The 16,070-nt window shown below is 54.1% G+C and carries 17 protein-coding genes; 9 read left to right on the top strand and 8 right to left on the bottom strand.

Going from position 1 to position 16,070, the window contains the following annotated elements; genetic code table 11:
- The first annotated feature begins 47 nt into the window (after positions 1-47).
- From gshA to rsd, 6 genes are all read left to right on the top strand, one after another.
- On the top strand, positions 48-1,631 hold the full coding sequence (gene gshA / locus MJO52_RS20685; RefSeq protein WP_252083852.1) for a glutamate--cysteine ligase: 1,584 nt from the start codon (positions 48-50) through the stop codon (positions 1,629-1,631).
- A 60-nt stretch (positions 1,632-1,691) separates the two neighbouring features.
- Complete coding sequence (locus tag MJO52_RS20690) at positions 1,692-2,294, top strand: ACP phosphodiesterase (protein WP_252083853.1); 603 nt, start codon at positions 1,692-1,694, stop codon at positions 2,292-2,294.
- On the top strand, positions 2,291-2,782 hold the full coding sequence (locus MJO52_RS20695; RefSeq protein WP_252083854.1) for a disulfide bond formation protein B: 492 nt from the start codon (positions 2,291-2,293) through the stop codon (positions 2,780-2,782). The genes MJO52_RS20690 and MJO52_RS20695 overlap by 4 nt, the downstream gene beginning before the upstream one ends.
- Before the next feature lie 46 nt (positions 2,783-2,828).
- Positions 2,829-3,221: a CidA/LrgA family protein gene (locus tag MJO52_RS20700; protein ID WP_252083855.1), complete on the top strand. Its 393-nt coding sequence runs from the start codon at positions 2,829-2,831 to the stop codon at positions 3,219-3,221.
- On the top strand, positions 3,214-3,903 hold the full coding sequence (locus MJO52_RS20705; protein WP_252083856.1) for an LrgB family protein: 690 nt from the start codon (positions 3,214-3,216) through the stop codon (positions 3,901-3,903). Before MJO52_RS20700 ends, MJO52_RS20705 begins: the two co-directional genes overlap by 8 nt.
- 176 nt (positions 3,904-4,079) lie before the next feature.
- Positions 4,080-4,547: a sigma D regulator gene (gene rsd / locus MJO52_RS20710; RefSeq protein WP_252083857.1), complete on the top strand. Its 468-nt coding sequence runs from the start codon at positions 4,080-4,082 to the stop codon at positions 4,545-4,547.
- Between the two features lie 212 nt (positions 4,548-4,759).
- On the opposite strand, the gene MJO52_RS20715 is transcribed toward rsd, so the two are convergent.
- The gene (locus tag MJO52_RS20715) at positions 4,760-5,548 is read right to left on the bottom strand and encodes an FKBP-type peptidyl-prolyl cis-trans isomerase (RefSeq protein ID WP_252083858.1); all 789 of its coding nucleotides are present in this window, start codon (positions 5,546-5,548) and stop codon (positions 4,760-4,762) included.
- A gap of 455 nt (positions 5,549-6,003) precedes the next feature.
- Between MJO52_RS20715 and MJO52_RS20720 the strand changes: the two genes are divergently transcribed.
- Positions 6,004-6,942 (top strand): hypothetical protein, encoded by a 939-nt coding sequence (locus MJO52_RS20720; protein WP_252083859.1) that lies wholly within the window; start codon positions 6,004-6,006, stop codon positions 6,940-6,942.
- A 174-nt stretch (positions 6,943-7,116) separates the two neighbouring features.
- On the opposite strand, the gene MJO52_RS20725 is transcribed toward MJO52_RS20720, so the two are convergent.
- Entirely contained in the window at positions 7,117-7,617 is a 501-nt protein-coding gene (locus MJO52_RS20725) for a TIGR02444 family protein (RefSeq protein ID WP_252083860.1), read from the bottom strand.
- Between the two features lie 109 nt (positions 7,618-7,726).
- On the opposite strand from MJO52_RS20725, the gene MJO52_RS20730 reads away from it, so the two are divergent.
- The gene (locus MJO52_RS20730) at positions 7,727-9,643 is read left to right on the top strand and encodes an ATP-binding cassette domain-containing protein (protein ID WP_252083861.1); all 1,917 of its coding nucleotides are present in this window, start codon (positions 7,727-7,729) and stop codon (positions 9,641-9,643) included.
- 88 nt (positions 9,644-9,731) lie between these two features.
- On the opposite strand, the gene MJO52_RS20735 is transcribed toward MJO52_RS20730, so the two are convergent.
- Positions 9,732-10,628: an outer membrane beta-barrel protein gene (locus MJO52_RS20735; protein WP_252083862.1), complete on the bottom strand. Its 897-nt coding sequence runs from the start codon at positions 10,626-10,628 to the stop codon at positions 9,732-9,734.
- Positions 10,629-10,830: 202 nt separating this feature from the next.
- Here MJO52_RS20735 and MJO52_RS20740 point away from each other — a divergent pair, with 202 nt between their 5' ends.
- Complete coding sequence (locus MJO52_RS20740) at positions 10,831-11,835, top strand: hypothetical protein (protein ID WP_252083863.1); 1,005 nt, start codon at positions 10,831-10,833, stop codon at positions 11,833-11,835.
- A gap of 90 nt (positions 11,836-11,925) precedes the next feature.
- Here MJO52_RS20740 and trmB read toward each other — a convergent pair whose 3' ends face one another.
- The 5 genes from trmB to ftsE all read right to left on the bottom strand — a co-directional run bounded on the left by trmB (position 11,926) and on the right by ftsE (position 16,037).
- Positions 11,926-12,717: a tRNA (guanosine(46)-N7)-methyltransferase TrmB gene (gene trmB / locus MJO52_RS20745; protein ID WP_252083864.1), complete on the bottom strand. Its 792-nt coding sequence runs from the start codon at positions 12,715-12,717 to the stop codon at positions 11,926-11,928.
- Between the two features lie 63 nt (positions 12,718-12,780).
- A complete protein-coding gene (locus MJO52_RS20750) occupies positions 12,781-13,158 on the bottom strand; it encodes a DUF423 domain-containing protein (protein ID WP_252083865.1) in 378 nt (125 codons plus the stop codon).
- Positions 13,159-13,261: 103 nt separating this feature from the next.
- Positions 13,262-14,116, bottom strand: a complete 855-nt coding sequence (rpoH, locus tag MJO52_RS20755; protein WP_252083866.1) for an RNA polymerase sigma factor RpoH — start codon at positions 14,114-14,116, stop codon at positions 13,262-13,264.
- Positions 14,117-14,353: 237 nt separating this feature from the next.
- Positions 14,354-15,370, bottom strand: a complete 1,017-nt coding sequence (ftsX, locus tag MJO52_RS20760) for a permease-like cell division protein FtsX (protein ID WP_252083867.1) — start codon at positions 15,368-15,370, stop codon at positions 14,354-14,356.
- A complete protein-coding gene (gene ftsE, locus MJO52_RS20765) occupies positions 15,351-16,037 on the bottom strand; it encodes a cell division ATP-binding protein FtsE (RefSeq protein ID WP_252083868.1) in 687 nt (228 codons plus the stop codon). Before ftsE ends, ftsX begins: the two co-directional genes overlap by 20 nt.
- Between the last annotated feature and the right edge of the window lie 33 nt (positions 16,038-16,070).

Here is a 16,070-nt window from a genome sequence, read left to right on the forward strand (position 1 = left end):
CAACGGCGACAACAAGAAAGAGTTCCGGTAGTACCAAGGAGATTCGAGTGCCTATTCCCCACCTGGCTGCCCTATCCCAGGCCAAACCCGTGCAACTGCTCAAGGGCATACGTCGCGGCCTGGAAAAAGAGAGTCTGCGGGTCGCCCACGACGGCACCCTGGCGCAAACGCCACACGCGCAGACACTGGGCTCCGCGCTGACCCACGAGAGCATCACCACCGATTTTTCTGAGGCGCTGCTGGAATTTATTACCCCTCCGGTGGCTACCCCGGAGGAAGCCCTGCGGATTCTCGACCGCATTCATCGCTTTACCTACAGCCAGATCGGAGACGAACGCCTGTGGGTCAACAGCATGCCCTGTGTTATCGGCGCCGATAGCGATATCCCGGTGGCCCGCTACGGAGATTCCCATAGCGGCACTATGAAGACCATTTATCGGCTGGGACTCGGCCTGCGCTACGGCCGCGCCATGCAGACCATCGCCGGTATCCACTACAATTTTTCTCTGCCGGATGAATTCTGGCTGTGGCTGCACGAGTTCGAAGGCAGCAGTGAAGCCCTGTGCGAATTCAAGACCCGCCGCTACTTCGACCTGATCCGTAATTTCCGCCGCAACTACTGGCTGCTGATCTACCTGTTTGGAGCCGCACCTGCGGTGTGTTCCTCTTTTGTCGAAGGACGCCAGCATAAGCTCGAAGCTTTTAACGGCGACGGTCACACCCTACACGCTCCCTTCGCCACCTCCCTGCGCATGGGCGACCTGGGCTACAACAGCGAAGTGCAGCAGTCTCTGGTGGTTTGCTACAACAACTTGCGTAGCTACCTGTCCACGCTCTGTTCAGCGATTAGCCGGCCCTATGGCCCCTACAACGAGCTCGGAGTCAAGGATAGCGATGGACAGTATCAGCAGCTTTCCGCCGGCGTGCTGCAAATCGAAAATGAATTCTATTCACCGATCAGGCCAAAGAATCCCGCCAAACGCGGCGAGACCGCCCTGGCGGCACTAGATAATCGCGGAGTCGAATATATCGAGGTGCGCTGCCTCGACCTGAACCCGTTTATGCCGCTGGGCATTGATGCGCAACAAATGCGCTTTATCGACAGCTTCCTGTTGCACTGCCTGCTGACAGAGAGCCCCGAGACCGATGAGGTCGATTACCGTTCGACCCAGGAAAACCAACAGCGTATCGTCTATCGCGGCCACGAGCCCGGCCTCAAGCTGCGCTGCAACGGAAGCGAGCGGCAGCTCAGTGAGTGGGCTTCCCAGCTACTCGGGGAGGTGGATACTGTAGCCGAGTTGCTCGACAGCGCTTGGGGCGGCGACCAGTACCGCAGTGCCGTAGGAGTTCAGCGCGCCAAGGTCAAAGGGGAGATACCCACCCCAGCCCAGCAGATCCTGGCGGAAATGCAGGAGCAAAACCTGAACTTCTACCATTGGGCTATGCACAAAGCCGAGCAACATCGCCGCTACTTTCTCGAGCGCCCTCTCGACAGCGAGTCGGTGCGGGATTTCTCTCGTGAAGCCGAGGAGTCCCTGCTCAGACAAAAGCGCGTGGAAGCGGAAGACAAGGGCTCCTTCGAGGAATTCCTCAGCCACTACTACGCGCAATATATGTGTTGCCAGGGCTAGCCCTGGCAACACAGAGCACCGGCGCAGGGTCCGGATATCCGCCCCATAGGGATTGAGCGCATGAACTATCTCGCCCACCTGCTGCTTTCTGGTCCCGACACCCGCTGGCGCTTGGGTGGGCTACTCGGAGATTTTGTGAAGGGTCCACTCAAAGGCGAGCGGCCGGAGGCCATTGAGGCCGGTATCAAACTGCACCGCCGCATTGATGCCAGCACCGACAGCAATGCCTCTTATCGTGAGGCCCTGGCGCAGTTGGACCCCAGCTGGCGCCGCTATGCCGGTATCGCACTGGATATCTGGTTCGACCATCTGTTGGCACAGCATTGGCAGGAGTGGCATCCACAGAGCCTGGAAGAATTTTGCGACCAGTGCTGGAGAGACTTTCGCAGCCACAGCCGGTATATTCCGCCGCAGGCACGGGCATTTATGGCCCGTGCCGAGCAAATTAAATTACTGCAGAGTTACCGCGAGGAACGCATCATCGGCCTCACCCTGGAGCGGGTAGGTCAGCGCCTGCGCCAACCGGTTGCGCTGCAGGAAATACTGCCTGAGCTCAGTAGCGGGCGGGCAAAACTGGAAAACAATTTCAATAAACTACTAACCGACTTGAATCTCGAAGCCCAGCGCTTTCGGCAGCACTATTCAGGATCCGATAAACCATGACCTTACCCAACCCGCGCATTACCTTTCTGTTGGTATTTCTAATTGTCGTCTTTTTGCTCGGCTCCGCCTTTTATCTGGAGTACGCTCGGGGCCTGGAGCCCTGCAAGCTGTGTATTACCCAGCGGGTGATGTTACTTGGCATTGGACTGGTCTCTCTCATAGCCTTCCTGCACAATCCTGCAACGATCGGCCGGCGCGTTTATGGGTTGCTGGTTTCCATTTGGGCTCTGGGCGGCCTCTATTTTGCCGGGCGCCAGCTGTGGCTGCAGAGCCTGCCGGAGGGCCAGGTGCCCGCCTGCGGACCCAGCGTCAGCTACATGATGGAGGTCTTTCCTATGGCCGATGTCCTAAAGGCACTGCTCACCGGCGACGGCAACTGCGCCGAAGTCCAATGGACCATGATGGGCCTCAGTATCCCCGGCTGGTCCGCTATCGGTTTTGCCGGACTGATCCTATTTGGCGGCTGGCAGGCATTTCGCAAAGCCTGAATCAACCGGACACTAAACCGCGGCTCAGCGGAGCCGCCCTTTGCCAATGACAGCACCATCCCCACGCGAGCTAGCCCATTGGGTGCTCGGTATCGCAATCCTGTTTGGCTGCGAACGGCTCGGTAGCCTGATCGGAAAGGCGCTCGCCCTACCGGTGCCCGGTACTGTAGTGGGGATGTTGCTGCTACTGGTGGGCCTAATGGTCTACGGCAGCGTGCCCCGCGGCCTGGCAAAAGTCAGTGCACAGCTGCTCTTTTTACTGCCGCTGCTATTTTTACCCGCCGCCACTGGGGTCTTCTTTCTGCGCGATCTCTCCTTATCCGATTGGCTGGGCCTGCTCGCCGCAATTCTTTTTGGCACCCTGATCAGCCTTACGCTATGCACTCTGTTGCTGCGCCGCCTACTCAGAAAAACCGATATAGTGCACAACAATGAGTAGTGAGTTACTACACAGCCCGCTGTTTGCCCTGCCATTGAGTTGTGGTGCCTTCTGGTTTGGGGTGCTGCTGTACCGACGCACGGGTACGGTACTGCTACACCCGATAATCACCGCAAGTCTGCTAGTTTTCGCAGCTCTCTATAGCCTGGATATCCCCTACCGCGACTACCAGGATGCCAGCGGTTTACTCTACGTCTTACTGGGTCCGGCCGTAGTCGCGCTGGCCGTACCGCTGAAACAAAACCTGACAGTGATTCGCCGCGCTGGCTGGCCTCTGCTGGTAACCATCGCCATCGGAGCCCTGTTAGCCCCCGCGGTTGCCGTGGGGATCGCACTTTTACTCGGAATGGGGAAGTCTGTACTACTCGCCCTTAGTGGAAAATCCATTACCACACCCATCGCACTGGCACTGGCTGAAAAGATTCACGCAACCTTAAGCTTAACCGCGGCAATTGTGGTGCTCACTGGAGTATTCGGAGCCCTGGCTGGGCCGCCGCTGGTACGCCGCCTGGGTATTCGCGACGAGCGGATTCTCGGGGTGGTGCTCGGCATCAATGCCCATGCTGTGGGTACGGCACGCGCACTGGAAATCAGCGCACTTTGCGGTGCCTGCGCCGCCCTCGCTATGGGGCTCTGTGGCGCCTTAAGCGCGCTATTGTTACCGCTAATTATCGCCCCCTGAGTCACCTGCCGACGCGAGCAGTGAAATTCACACAGCCGTCACAGCATTCTGACGTACTTTGCGCCTGACTCCTTGCTGCCGGCGGGGGAATCTCCTATCTTCCTAAGGGCCTTCGAGATCAGCAAAAAGCTAATAAGCTGCCACTGCAGCAACAGTAACAAAAGGACATCTTGGCGATGCTGGAAAATTGCAAGTCGGCGCGGGAGCGCTGGGGTGGTGTCAGCGAAATTATTGACCGCTGGCTTCAGTCACGACAAAACCTATTAGTGAGTTTCTACCACCTCTCCGAAAAAAAGGAATTCAGCGAGGATGACCCTGAAACCGAAGACCGTGTCCGTCAGCTGTGCCAGCTGCTGGTGGACTATGTGTCGGCCGGTCATTTTGAGGTCTATGAACAACTGATGCGTGAGGGGCAGGCCTTCGATGATAAACAAGGTCTGCAAAAAGCCTGTGAACTCTACGATGATATCGATAGAACTACAGATATCGCCGTTGATTTCAACGATAAATATCTGGAGACGGACGATCTTTCCAGCCTGGCACCGGATCTGTCCGAACTGGGAGAGGCGCTAGAAACCCGCTTTAGCTCCGAAGACAGAATGATCGCCCTGTTACACACCGCTCACAAAAATCGGATTGCTTAGCACAACCACCTCCTGTTGCATGCAATTTTTCTTTGCCCAGGGACTCCTATTTTCTGCTCGCCTTCACTCGCCGGCTGACGACCAGTTAGCCGGAATATATCTGCGAATGCATTTAATCTTTAAATAAAACCAGGTAGCCAAGCGAAATAAATTCAAGCACAAAAAAAGGGCGCCTATTGGCGCCCTTTTTCAGTAAAGTTCGAAAAGTCAGATTATTCAGATGGAGCTTCTTCTTTCTTTTCTTCTTTTTTCTCGGAACCCTCATCACCAGCAACATTTGCTTTGTGCAGTTCCACTTCAAAAATCAGAGTGGCATTGGGGCCAATTTTACCGCCTGCACCACCGGGACCGTAAGCAAGCTCAGAGGGGATATAAAGTTCCCACTTGGAGCCTTCTTTCATCAGTTGCAGAGCTTCTGTCCAGCCCTTGATTACCCCGTTTACCGGAAACTGAACCGGCTCACCGCGCGCGTAAGAGCTGTCGAACTCCTCACCGTTAATCAGGGTACCTTTGTAATCAACTTCAACGGTGCTGGTAGCGCTTGGCTTGCTGCCGCTACCCTCTTTAATCACTTTATACTGCAGGCCAGAATCAGTGGTGACTACACCATCTTTCTTCGCGTTCTCTTCGAGGAAAGTCTTGCCTTCCTGCATATTTTTGTCGGCGCTCTCTTTAAATTCTTTCTCCTGCTGAGCCAGCATTTCCTGCTGTTTCTTCTGCATCTGCTCCTGGAAAGCGGCAATAGTCTGCTGCTTTTCTTCATCGGACAAGCGATCCTCGCGGCCACTGGCAACGTCGTTCAGTGCCATCGCAACCACTTTGGGATCCAGCTGCACATCTTGAGCCTTTAGGCGCTTAGCCATATCTTCGGCAATGATGTAGCTGACCTTCTTCTCCTGAGTGTCCAGGGCAACTTCTTTTTCCTGCTTCTGTCCCTGTTCGTTACAGCCGGTCAGCGCCAGGCCAAGGGCAATTGCTGCAGCCAAAGGGTATTTATTCATGGGTGTTGTCTCTTTGTCCGTATTGCGTTTATAGATTCGCGCTTGACCTTGGTCCAACGCCAACAGCGGTATTTCAAGCAACTCTGTTCCGGCCCTAAGCCACCAGGCGCACAGTTTCCGCCAGTGCGCCCAAGTCTAACCCAAGGCGACTCCCAGTGCATACTGATGACGCGCACACTGTGCAGGACACCACATTCCCCTTGCAGGTTCCAGCCGCTTCACAAAAAATCTGCAGACAACGCTTTTTTCGCAGTACACGGCATACATTTTTTTTAAAAACAGCGCTATTATCGGCCAGTAACCGGTTATTGTTCTGGACTGTTTGAAGTGCTTTTCAGTTTGGGGCAGTGCGCGGTGCGCATATCTCTTGCTAGAGCGGTATCCATCGTATTTAAAGGAAGAAGAGCGCACTATCCGGAAGTGCCAATCGATAATAAACGTCAGGACATTTACTCATGGCTGCCAAACCAAAAGCTGTCAATCCGGTTGCAGAGCTGGAAGCACAAATTTCCAAACTCGCCGCAAAACTGGACAAAGCCCGCAATAAGAAAATCACCGATGCCGGTAAAGCGGTACTCAAGGCCGGAAAAAACCTGACCTCAGCAAAAGACAAGCTGAGTAAGGCAAAGGACAAGCTGGGTGAAGCCCGCGCTAAGGCGAAAACCACCAAGACGCCCGCAGCTCTAAAGCGTGTGGAAACCGCTAAAAGCAATGTAGAGAAATTTAACGAGGTATTTCAACAGGCTAAGCAAGCTGCTGCCGACGCCAAGTATCTGCAAGCCAGAGCCAAAGCAGAGCTCAAAGCGGCGGAAACCGTACGTAAAGTCGCAGCTAAAACGGAAAAAGAGCTGCTTAAGATTCAACCTAAGGCGAAAAAACCCACCGCCACTAAGCAAGCCACTAGTAAAACCTCTGGTAAGTCTGTAAAAGCTGGCACGGCAAAATCTACGAGAAAGACGGTAGCAGCAAAGGCCAGCGAAAAGAAAGCTGCTGCGAAAAAGACGAGCACTGCTAAACCATCAAAGAAGGCAGCAGTTAGTAGCACAAAGAAAACCGCTACCAAGCCGGTAAAAACTACCACCGCGAGCAAGCAAAAAGTAGCAAAACCCGCCAGCAAGAAAGCTACCCAACCTAAAGCCGCAACAGCGACAAAAACTTCTGAAGTTGCTAAACCTGAGCAGGTAAAGGCCAAAGAAGGAAAGCCGCAACAGGAAAAACCCAAGCAAGCCGCACCCAGTGAAAGCAAAATTCAGGAAAAACCCACTGAAGAAGCAAAGAACCTGGCATCTGATGAGCAGCAAAAACCACTGGAGCAAACTCCACCAGCACCATCGATTACGCCAACTACACCGGCCAATAGCCTGTTTTCCACAGAGGGTCACCGTGGCGAATAGGCGCTCCTAATACTTTGTAAACAGATTGGCACCCGGCCGGTTCTATTAGGGTGGGTGCCAAGTAGCCAGTCCATTACGGTGTAATTTATTGGAAGTATGGGGTTAGTAGTAGGTAGAAACCTTCCAATTTTATTGGCAGCACACTGTGTTTGCTAAGGCCGCTGCCTGAAAAATTCAGACGGCATCCAGATTTTCGACCGAAGCCATAAAGCTCTCAATTAGACCTGCCCAGTGAACCTGATCTTTTTGTAAAAGCCCATATTGCTGCCCCGCAAGCTGTAGCGCAGGCTTATCTCCCGGCCATGCCTCCAGGCAAATTTTCCAAAGTGCCGCCAGCTGCAAGCGTTCCAAGTTCAATTCATAACGCTTACACATTTCGTACACACGCACTGTATGAGGGCGAAAGCGCCCTAGTAAGCGACGCAGGTGGCGCACACTGATAATCATTCTACGACGCGGTGCCAAACCGCGATCAGCCACACGCCACCCCTCCTCACTCAACTGGTGTCCACAAACCGCTGCATAGCTAGCCCAAAGCATTAAACACACGTCGGCCCCCTTCGTGTCCTGGCAGTCGAGCAAGAAGTCTTCAACCCCTTGATGACGATAGAAGTCCAGACTGAACTGCCACAGTGGGTTTTCCTTGGAAGAGGATGGAGGTGTGCTATCTGTCACGTTAAAATCCAGGCCCTTTGCGGTTCGGCGCGCTCAAGCGGCGGCGAATACGTACAAATACGTCGAATAGCCTAGCATTCATCGGCCTGTTCATAAGAGGTTTTTTCCAGTGATTAATTTGCAAGGTGTCTCCCTGCATCGAGGCGAGCGCGACCTGCTAAACGGTGCAGACTGCCGTATATTCCCCGGCCACAAGGTGGGAATTATCGGCGCGAATGGCTGTGGTAAGTCAACGCTGTTTAAGTTGCTACTGGGTCAACTGGAAAGCGACGCTGGACAGGTGGATATCCCCGGTGGCTGGCGAATTGCCCATATGGCCCAGGAGGTGGAGGCTAGCGATCAGTCGGCCCTCGACTATGTACTCGACGGCGATCGGGAACTGCGCAACCTGCAAGACCAGCTCAAAAAGGCTGAAACCAGCGGGGAATCCGATGGCCACAAACTGGCTGAGCTGCACGAGCGTATGGCCAGCATCGACGGCTATAGCGGGCCCGCGCGTGCCGCACAGTTACTCGACGGCCTGGGTTTTGCGCACGCGGAACAACAGCGCCCGGTGCGCAGCTTTTCCGGTGGCTGGCGCATTCGCCTCAATTTGGCTAGAGCATTGATGTGCCCCGCGGATTTGATGCTGCTGGACGAACCCACCAACCACCTGGATCTAGACGCGACCCTCTGGCTGGAACAGTGGTTACAGCGCTTCCCCGGTACCCTGTTAATTATTTCCCATGATCGCGATTTCCTCGATGCAGTGGTTGATGGCATTGTCAGTTTTGAACAGCAAAAACTCGTGCTTTATAGCGGCAACTACAGCGCCTTCGAACGCACACGCGCCGAGCGCTTAGCCCAGCAACAAATACAATACGAAAAACAGCAATCCGAACGCGCCCACATGGAAGACTTTGTGCGGCGCTTTCGCGCCAAGGCCAGCAAGGCCAAACAGGCGCAGAGCCGTTTAAAGGCATTGGACCGCATGGCACAAATCGCCCCAGCCCATGTGGACTCACCCTTTCACTTCACCCTGCCATCTGCAGATAAAACTTCCAATCCGCTGATCGACCTGCGCGAAACTGATATCGGCTACGCCGACAAAGTGGTCGTGAGGAAAGTACAACTGGGTATTCAGCCCGGCCGCCGTATCGGCCTGCTCGGTCCCAATGGCGCGGGTAAGTCATCGCTAATTAAAACCCTTGCCGGCGAGCTTGCTCCCAAGAGCGGTGAGCGCCAATGTGGCGAACATCTGGCTATTGGCTATTTTGCCCAACACCAGCTCGAAGCTCTGGATGGCAAGGCCTCTCCTTTATTACACCTGCAACGACTGAGTCCCGAGGCCAGTGAGCAATCTCTGCGCGACTTCCTCGGCGGATACGGCTTTATTGGCGACCGGGTCTTTGAAACCGTAGCCGGCTTCTCTGGTGGAGAGAAGGCCCGCCTGGCATTGGCGATCCTCGCCTGGCAAAAACCCAACCTACTACTGCTCGACGAGCCCACCAACCACCTAGACCTGGAAATGCGCCATGCTCTTACCATGGCCCTGGCTGAGTTCCCCGGTGCGGTTATTTTGGTATCCCATGATCGCCATCTACTCGCCAATACCGCCGATGAATTTATTCTGGTCGCAAATGGTCGTGCGGAACCCTATCGCGGTGACCTCGAGGACTACAAACAGTGGCTATTGGGTTTTAACCGGGAAAAGCGGCGTGAGGAAAAATCAGTAGAAAGCGGTGATAATCAGGAAAAACCTGCAGAAGATAAAAAGGCCCAACGCCGTGCCGCTGCCGCCTTGCGAGAACAACTAAAACCCCTGACCAATAAATTAAAAAATATTGAGCGGCAAATGGCCGCAACAGAGGAAAAACTTCAAAAAGTTCAAGGCAAGTTGGCCGATGAGCAACTCTACATGGGAGGTCAGCAAGATGAAATTGCACGTCTCAATAAAGAGCAAACCGAATATCGCGAAGCTCTCGACCTTCTGGAAATGGAGTGGTTGGAAATTTCTGAGCAACTTGAGCAATTGCGCGGGGAGTAACTCGACCGTTTGCCTATCAAAATAGCTCCTGGAGGGCATCTTCACCGCCCTCCAGGAGCTACCCCGGAAGCCTTTAAAAAGGCATTAGCTATCTGCGAATACAGCCATATTCATCCACGGCGGTGCCGACTGGTGTATTCGGGCACTGATCGATATAGGCCGGCACGCCATCAAAGTCGATATCCATGGGGCAGCCATCGGGGCCAACATCAACACCTACCGGGGTCTGTGGGCACTGATCGGTTGCATCGATAATCCCGTCCGCATCCTCGTCGTACCAAAAGTCCGGGTACTCGATCCACTGGTAGCCAATCGCAACGCTGGCAAAACCATCCAACCCACCGTGATCCACCCCCTGAAAAAGTCGCACATCCGCACGGGCCTGCCAGCGGGGACCGAGGCTATATTTTATCCCCAGACCGAGATTGACCATGGTTTGGCGATCATGCCAGTTGCACAGATATCTCCGGTAGGGGTGCCAGTCAGGATATTTATAACCGTGTTTATACCGATATTTACAGTCGTAACGTTCTATCCCATCCTCGTCCGTGTAATATCTCCTGTAACGTTTTTTCGGCGCTTTATCATAATTAATGCGCATCTCGCCAACGCCAAAAGCCACATATGGCTGCCAACAAAAATCACCACAGAATTGCCCACCAAATTGGTAGAGGAGGTCCAGGTGGTAATTGTAAATCTCGAGTTTTTCGGGAAAATCATCCACTCCAACAATAAAGTAATCGACCACCCCCTCCATCGCCCAGTAGTTGGTCATATTAAATCCCAGGCCACCACCGCCACCGGTGGTATCCTGCAAAGTCAATCCGTGAAAAGGGGTTCCGTTTAAACGGTCACTGTTAAACCAGTATTTACCGCCATTGGCATAGAGATTGAGGGTACCGACAAAATCGGCCGAAACATTGCTGACAGAAAAAAGCAATACAGCACCGCAGAGGATTGAAATGGAAGTATGGCATTTACCCATTACTGACACCGAAATCTTTTTAAAACTATCCCCCTTTCAATTTTTATTAATTTGATTAACTACTTTAAGTTCAAATTAATTCGATTATCTTTGTGTTATTTGTTCTGCATTTTTAATAAAACTACTATTTAATGCCGCGCCCAATATGAAAATCATAGACGGGAAATAAAAAATATACTTATAAACAGCGGAGAGTTAACCGATGCTGGCGCCAAACATAGATAACTACGTAAGAAACCTGGTTCGCCCAGAGTTGATTCAAACTTCGTGCCGCCCACCAAAAACTATTCGAGAATACGCCACCGATTTTCAACAGAATTCTCGCTGCAGTTGGAAGTACAGCCGCAGTAAAGATGGACTAACCCGAATTGATCAGTTAGTGACTCAGGCTGCACTGATCCAGACTCTGGATTACACCCGCATATCCAACACATCCCAAAGCCTTATAGAGGCAATGTATACCTGGTTGACCGGCTTCAATCCCTCTAACCCGGTACAACAGCTCACCTCGGATGGAATACAGCGACGTCAAAACGCCATTACCACATTGCTGGGCGGCGCCTATTGCTGGTATCGCCAAGCTAGTGAAGCCGCACTGTCAGAACCTTTGGCTCTGGGCAATATTCAGAACCACAATGACATCCCTTTCAATCTGTATCGTTATCGTTTTAGCCGCTCGGGTTTTAACCTGCATATGACACCGGGGCGCCTGTACCGGGGGGATACCCGGCCGCCGCAAATGCTGTGGCAGTCAGGGGGATTTTTTCCAAAAATGGATAACAACAACCGCCACGACCCCCATCTCGGTAGCGGCGCTTCCTGCCAGGTGATATCCAGCACTGACGATCCCAACGTGGTAGCCCGCTTTGCCTGGCACAACAAAACTTACTGTCCGGTGCGTTACTACTACCTGCACCAAACCGACAGGGTGGATAAAGCCATCGCCGGATTTGTCTATGAGTTCGACAAAACTGGACATGAATGCGTTGAGGTCGCCAACGTCACCCCCGGTCGTGAGGTAGCCTTCCTGGCAATACCCAACCAATATATTCGCCGCTTCCGCATGCGCTACTATGCCGGCAGCCAAAACAATATCGTGTTATCGGATTGGATGTACTACAACGAAAACTCGGTAAGAAATATCCGTATCACCGCAGACAAACAGCGCTGGGAATCTTTCAAGAAGAACTGGCAGCTGTACGTTTAAAGAAAGGGTGGGGTACTGCCGTAGGTGGGGGAGAACGCCGACTTACAGTCGGCGCTTATTGCTAAAACTCTCCAAGTGAAAAATTGGATGTTATTCGACCTCCGGTGCTGGCTTGGAAGGCTTTTCAACTGTCTCTTCGCTCGACGCCAGGGCGGGAGCTTCTCCGGGCAGGCGGCGGTACACTAGATCCCAGACACCGTGCCCAAGGCGCTGGCCGCGGCGCTCAAACTTGGTTTCCGGGCGCCACTCTGGACGCTCGACATAGTCATCATTGGAGGAGGTATTTTCCAGCAGTGACTCTGCTTGCAACACTTCCAGCATATGCTCGGCATAATTCTGCCAATCCGTAGCCATATGCATAACACCGCCGGTTTTCAGCTTGCTGCAAATCAGGCGCACAAACTGCGGCTGCACGATGCGGCGCTTATGGTGCTTCTTCTTATGCCAGGGATCGGGAAAATACAATTGGAACCTGTCCAGAATGCCATCCCCAATGCAGTCATTCAAAACATCCACCGCATCGGCCATATAAATTTTGAGATTATCAATCCCGGCTTTACCGGCATTGTTAATCAGCCGACCCACACCGGGAGGATGCACCTCAATACCAATAAAATTCTTATCCGGTTCGGCCTGGGCCATGGCAAGCAGTGAGTCGCCCATACCAAAACCGATCTCCAACACAAGCGGAGCCTCACGGCCAAATGCCTCAACTGGATTCAGAGGGCCATCGAAGAGCGACAGACCATATTTTCCCCAGTAAGTATCAAAGGCGCGGCGCTGCCCCTCAGTCATCCGCCCCGCACGAATCACGTAGCTGCGGATAGATTTTTTCTTGTACTCGGTGCGGTAGGGAAACTCTTCCGCGGATTCGTCTTGCATTGTTCGCGACCTCTTATGCGAAACGGTTTTCTCTTATTCGGGTTTTGATAGGCGACAGCCCGGCTATTTGGGGGTATTCACGGCGGCAATAAACAGTGTCACCCAGCCGGCGATCATCAATAACCCACCAATCGGTGTAATCGGCCCCAGCCAACGCGGCCCACCCAGGGTAAGGGCGTAGAGACTACCGGAAAAAAACACCAAGCCAAATACAAAGAAAGCGCCGCTCAGAGTGAGTGACTGACGTTCTCCCCAATTCTGTATCAGCAGCGCCACAGCCAATAGCGCCAGGGCGTGGATCATCTGGTACTGCACACCGGTCTTGTAGGCTTCCAATAGCGGCTCGGCGACCTTGCCACGCAGGCCGTGTGCACCAAAGGCACCGAGAGCAACGCCACTGGCGCCAAATAATGTGGCGAGTAGAAGGTAAACTTTAGCCATGGCTTATCCCATTTTTTTGCGCCCGACGAAGCGGGTCCATGCATCGCAGAAATAAAAAAACCGCGCTGCTGCGCGGTTTTTTCCGAACTGCCAAAGTGCGCTATCAGGCCTCCATAGCCGCACGCACTTTTTTCATGGCGTTCTTCTCCAGCTGACGGATACGTTCGGCGGAGACTCCGTATTTATCTGCCAGCTCGTGCAGAGTGGATTTCTCCTCGCTCAGCCAGCGCGCCTGGATAATATCGCGGCTGCGCTCGTCGAGCTGCTCCATAGCATTGGCCAGGCTGTTGAAGCTGGTTTCCTGCCAGTTATCCCGCTCCAGCTGAGCTGCCGGGTCATAACTGCGGTCTTCCAGGTAGTGTGCCGGCGCTTGCCAGGCGGTGTCGTCATCGTCGTCCACCCCCGCATCAAATGCGGCATCATGAGCGGCAAGGCGGCCCTCCATCTCATGGACCTGGGCGACATCTACATTCAAATCTTTAGCCACCGCCTTGGCTTCATCGTTGCTCAGCCAGGCCAGTTTCTTCTTCTGACCACGCAGGTTGAAGAACAACTTGCGCTGTGCCTTGGTGGTAGCGATCTTCACGATGCGCCAGTTGCGCAGGATAAATTCGTGAATTTCCGCTTTGATCCAGTGCACCGCAAAGGAGACCAAACGTACCCCTTTCTCGGGGTTAAAGCGTTTAACCGCCTTCATCAGACCAACATTGCCTTCCTGCACCAGATCCGACTGGTTGAGTCCATAGCCAGAATAAGACTTGGCAATATGTACGACAAAGCGCAGGTGGGACATGACCAGTTGGCGGGCCGCGTTAATATCTTCGCGATAATAGAGGTCTTCTGCCAGGCGCTTTTCTTCCTCCGCGGACAGCACATCGAAGCTGCTGACGGTCTGGATGTAAGCTCCCAGGTTGGCGCCCGGAGACAGCGTATGCACTGGCTGTAGGCTGGTTCCCATTCAGGTTTCTCCTCTCATTATTAGTCGGCCGATTCCAGCGGCCGCTGTCGTCGGACACTTTATCCGGCAACAGGCTGGACTCAGTGTAGCACTTGCACGAGCGGTTAAGAAAGTCCGCCGCCAACTGCCGTATTCCCTTGTATTGCAGCCGTTTAGAGGGACCAAATCCCGACTAGGTTCCCCAATTCGCTACAGCTTTACGCTTCTTGGCTAAACCAAGGCGTGTAAACACTCGTCTCAGCTGGGTTCGATCTCGCGCAAGTGACGACCCGCCGCCAGCCAGGCCCCCAGCAGCCCAAGCAAAGCAGCGCCACCGATAAGGCCAACAAAATAGCTGAAACCGGGCCCCACTAGGCTGTAATTACTGCCGTAGCTAGAGGAGAGGCCTGAGATCGGCCCGGACAATAGCAACACCGCCCCCAGTAACAGAGCCCATGCCAGCAGTCCGCCAAAAGCCCCATAACAGAGACCACTGTAGAGGAAAGGTCTGCGCACAAAAGCGTTTGTGCCACCCACAAGCTTTACCACCAGGATTTCCTCTCGGCGGCTCTCAATGTGCAGGCGAATCGTATTGACCACCACCAGGATAACCCCCAGCGCCAACAGCAGCGCGAGCCCTGCGGACATCCGTTGCCCCAGCTCCGTCAGCTGGGTTAGGCGCTGCACCCAGGCCAGATCGAGCACCACCGAATCACTCAGGGCGTGCTCCTGTAGGTTATCCACAATGCGCTGCAATTTTTCGCTGTTATGGGTATCTCGCGGGCGCAGCAGCAATACTGCCGGCAGAGGGTTGGCATCGAGCCCCACCAGGAGGTCGCCGAGCCCGGAAGCCTGCTCGAATTCCGCCAGCGCCGCTTCCGGAGAAATATAAGTCACCTCTGCGATGGCCGGGTCGCTGCGCAGTTTGGCGGCGAAGGAGTCTACTGCCGTTTTCTGCGCTCTCTTATTGAGAAATACTGAAATCTGCGGCTGGCCATCCCAGCCGGCCACAGCGCGCTGAAAATTTGCCAACCCAAGTTGCAAAGCGGCGGGCAGAGCCAGGGCGATAGCGATCACCAGGGCGGTCATAGCACTAGCCATGGGCGTAGCGAAAAAACGACGCAGGGATTCCCGCGCTACCTGGCGATGGTGGTCGAGCCAGGACTGCCAGCGATCCGAAATACCGGTGCGAGCAGCCACTGCGCCACTGCTACGCGGGCGCTTTTCAATGCCACTGCTCGCCGGGCGCTGGGCTCTAGACTGGGTGTGCTTCACGGCTCGGGACTCCGTCGTAGATCAACTGACCGGCTTGCAGGGTCAATACCCGCCGGCGCATGCGCGCTATCAATTCCAGGTCGTGGCTTGCCACCAGTACAGTGACGCCCACAGCATTAAAGTCGGAAAACAGTTGCATGATCTCCTGTGACAGCTGAGGGTCCAGATTACCTGTAGGCTCATCCGCTACCAGGATCGCCGGCTTGTTCACTACTGCGCGGGCGATACCCACCCGCTGCTGCTCCCCTCCAGACAGGGTAATGGGATTGTGTTTCTCCTTGTCCAGGAGGCCTACCTTGTCTAGAGCGGCGCGCACCCGGCGGCCCACTTCGCGTTTGCTGCAGCCGGCCACTGCCAGTGGCAGAGCGATATTGTCGAACACACTGCGATCAAACAGCAGCTGGTGGTTTTGAAAAACGATACCCAGGTTGCGGCGGTAATAGGGGATCTGGCTATTTCGCAGGCGGTTGAGATTCTGCCCTGCGACCAAAATCGAGCCTTTAGTGGGGCGCTCGATGGCGGTCAACAGCCGCAAAAGTGTGCTCTTACCCGCACCTGAATGACCGGTGAGAAACACCATATCCCCGCGGGGGACTTCCAAGCTGATACGCACCAGGGCGTCCTGCCCCGATGCATAGCGCTTATTCACATTGTCAAAGGTGATCACGATTTTGTTCTTGTTATTCCCTAAGAGGGTTTA

The sequence above is a fragment of the Microbulbifer variabilis genome (genome assembly GCF_023716485.1).
GTDB lineage: Bacteria > Pseudomonadota > Gammaproteobacteria > Pseudomonadales > Cellvibrionaceae > Microbulbifer > Microbulbifer variabilis_B.

Excerpts from the sequence above, each read along its gene's own strand:
- MJO52_RS20690 (WP_252083853.1), top strand. The coding sequence starts at position 1,692 with ATGAACTATCTCGCCCACCTGCTGCTTTCTGGTCCCGACACCCGCTGG.
- MJO52_RS20695 (WP_252083854.1), top strand. The coding sequence starts at position 2,291 with ATGACCTTACCCAACCCGCGCATTACCTTTCTGTTGGTATTTCTAATT.
- MJO52_RS20700 (WP_252083855.1), top strand. The coding sequence starts at position 2,829 with ATGACAGCACCATCCCCACGCGAGCTAGCCCATTGGGTGCTCGGTATC.
- MJO52_RS20705 (WP_252083856.1), top strand. The coding sequence starts at position 3,214 with ATGAGTAGTGAGTTACTACACAGCCCGCTGTTTGCCCTGCCATTGAGT.
- rsd (WP_252083857.1), top strand. The coding sequence starts at position 4,080 with ATGCTGGAAAATTGCAAGTCGGCGCGGGAGCGCTGGGGTGGTGTCAGC.
- MJO52_RS20715 (WP_252083858.1), bottom strand. The coding sequence starts at position 5,548 with ATGAATAAATACCCTTTGGCTGCAGCAATTGCCCTTGGCCTGGCGCTG.
- MJO52_RS20720 (WP_252083859.1), top strand. The coding sequence starts at position 6,004 with ATGGCTGCCAAACCAAAAGCTGTCAATCCGGTTGCAGAGCTGGAAGCA.
- MJO52_RS20735 (WP_252083862.1), bottom strand. The coding sequence starts at position 10,628 with ATGGGTAAATGCCATACTTCCATTTCAATCCTCTGCGGTGCTGTATTG.
- MJO52_RS20740 (WP_252083863.1), top strand. The coding sequence starts at position 10,831 with ATGCTGGCGCCAAACATAGATAACTACGTAAGAAACCTGGTTCGCCCA.
- trmB (WP_252083864.1), bottom strand. The coding sequence starts at position 12,717 with ATGCAAGACGAATCCGCGGAAGAGTTTCCCTACCGCACCGAGTACAAG.
- MJO52_RS20750 (WP_252083865.1), bottom strand. The coding sequence starts at position 13,158 with ATGGCTAAAGTTTACCTTCTACTCGCCACATTATTTGGCGCCAGTGGC.
- rpoH (WP_252083866.1), bottom strand. The coding sequence starts at position 14,116 with ATGGGAACCAGCCTACAGCCAGTGCATACGCTGTCTCCGGGCGCCAAC.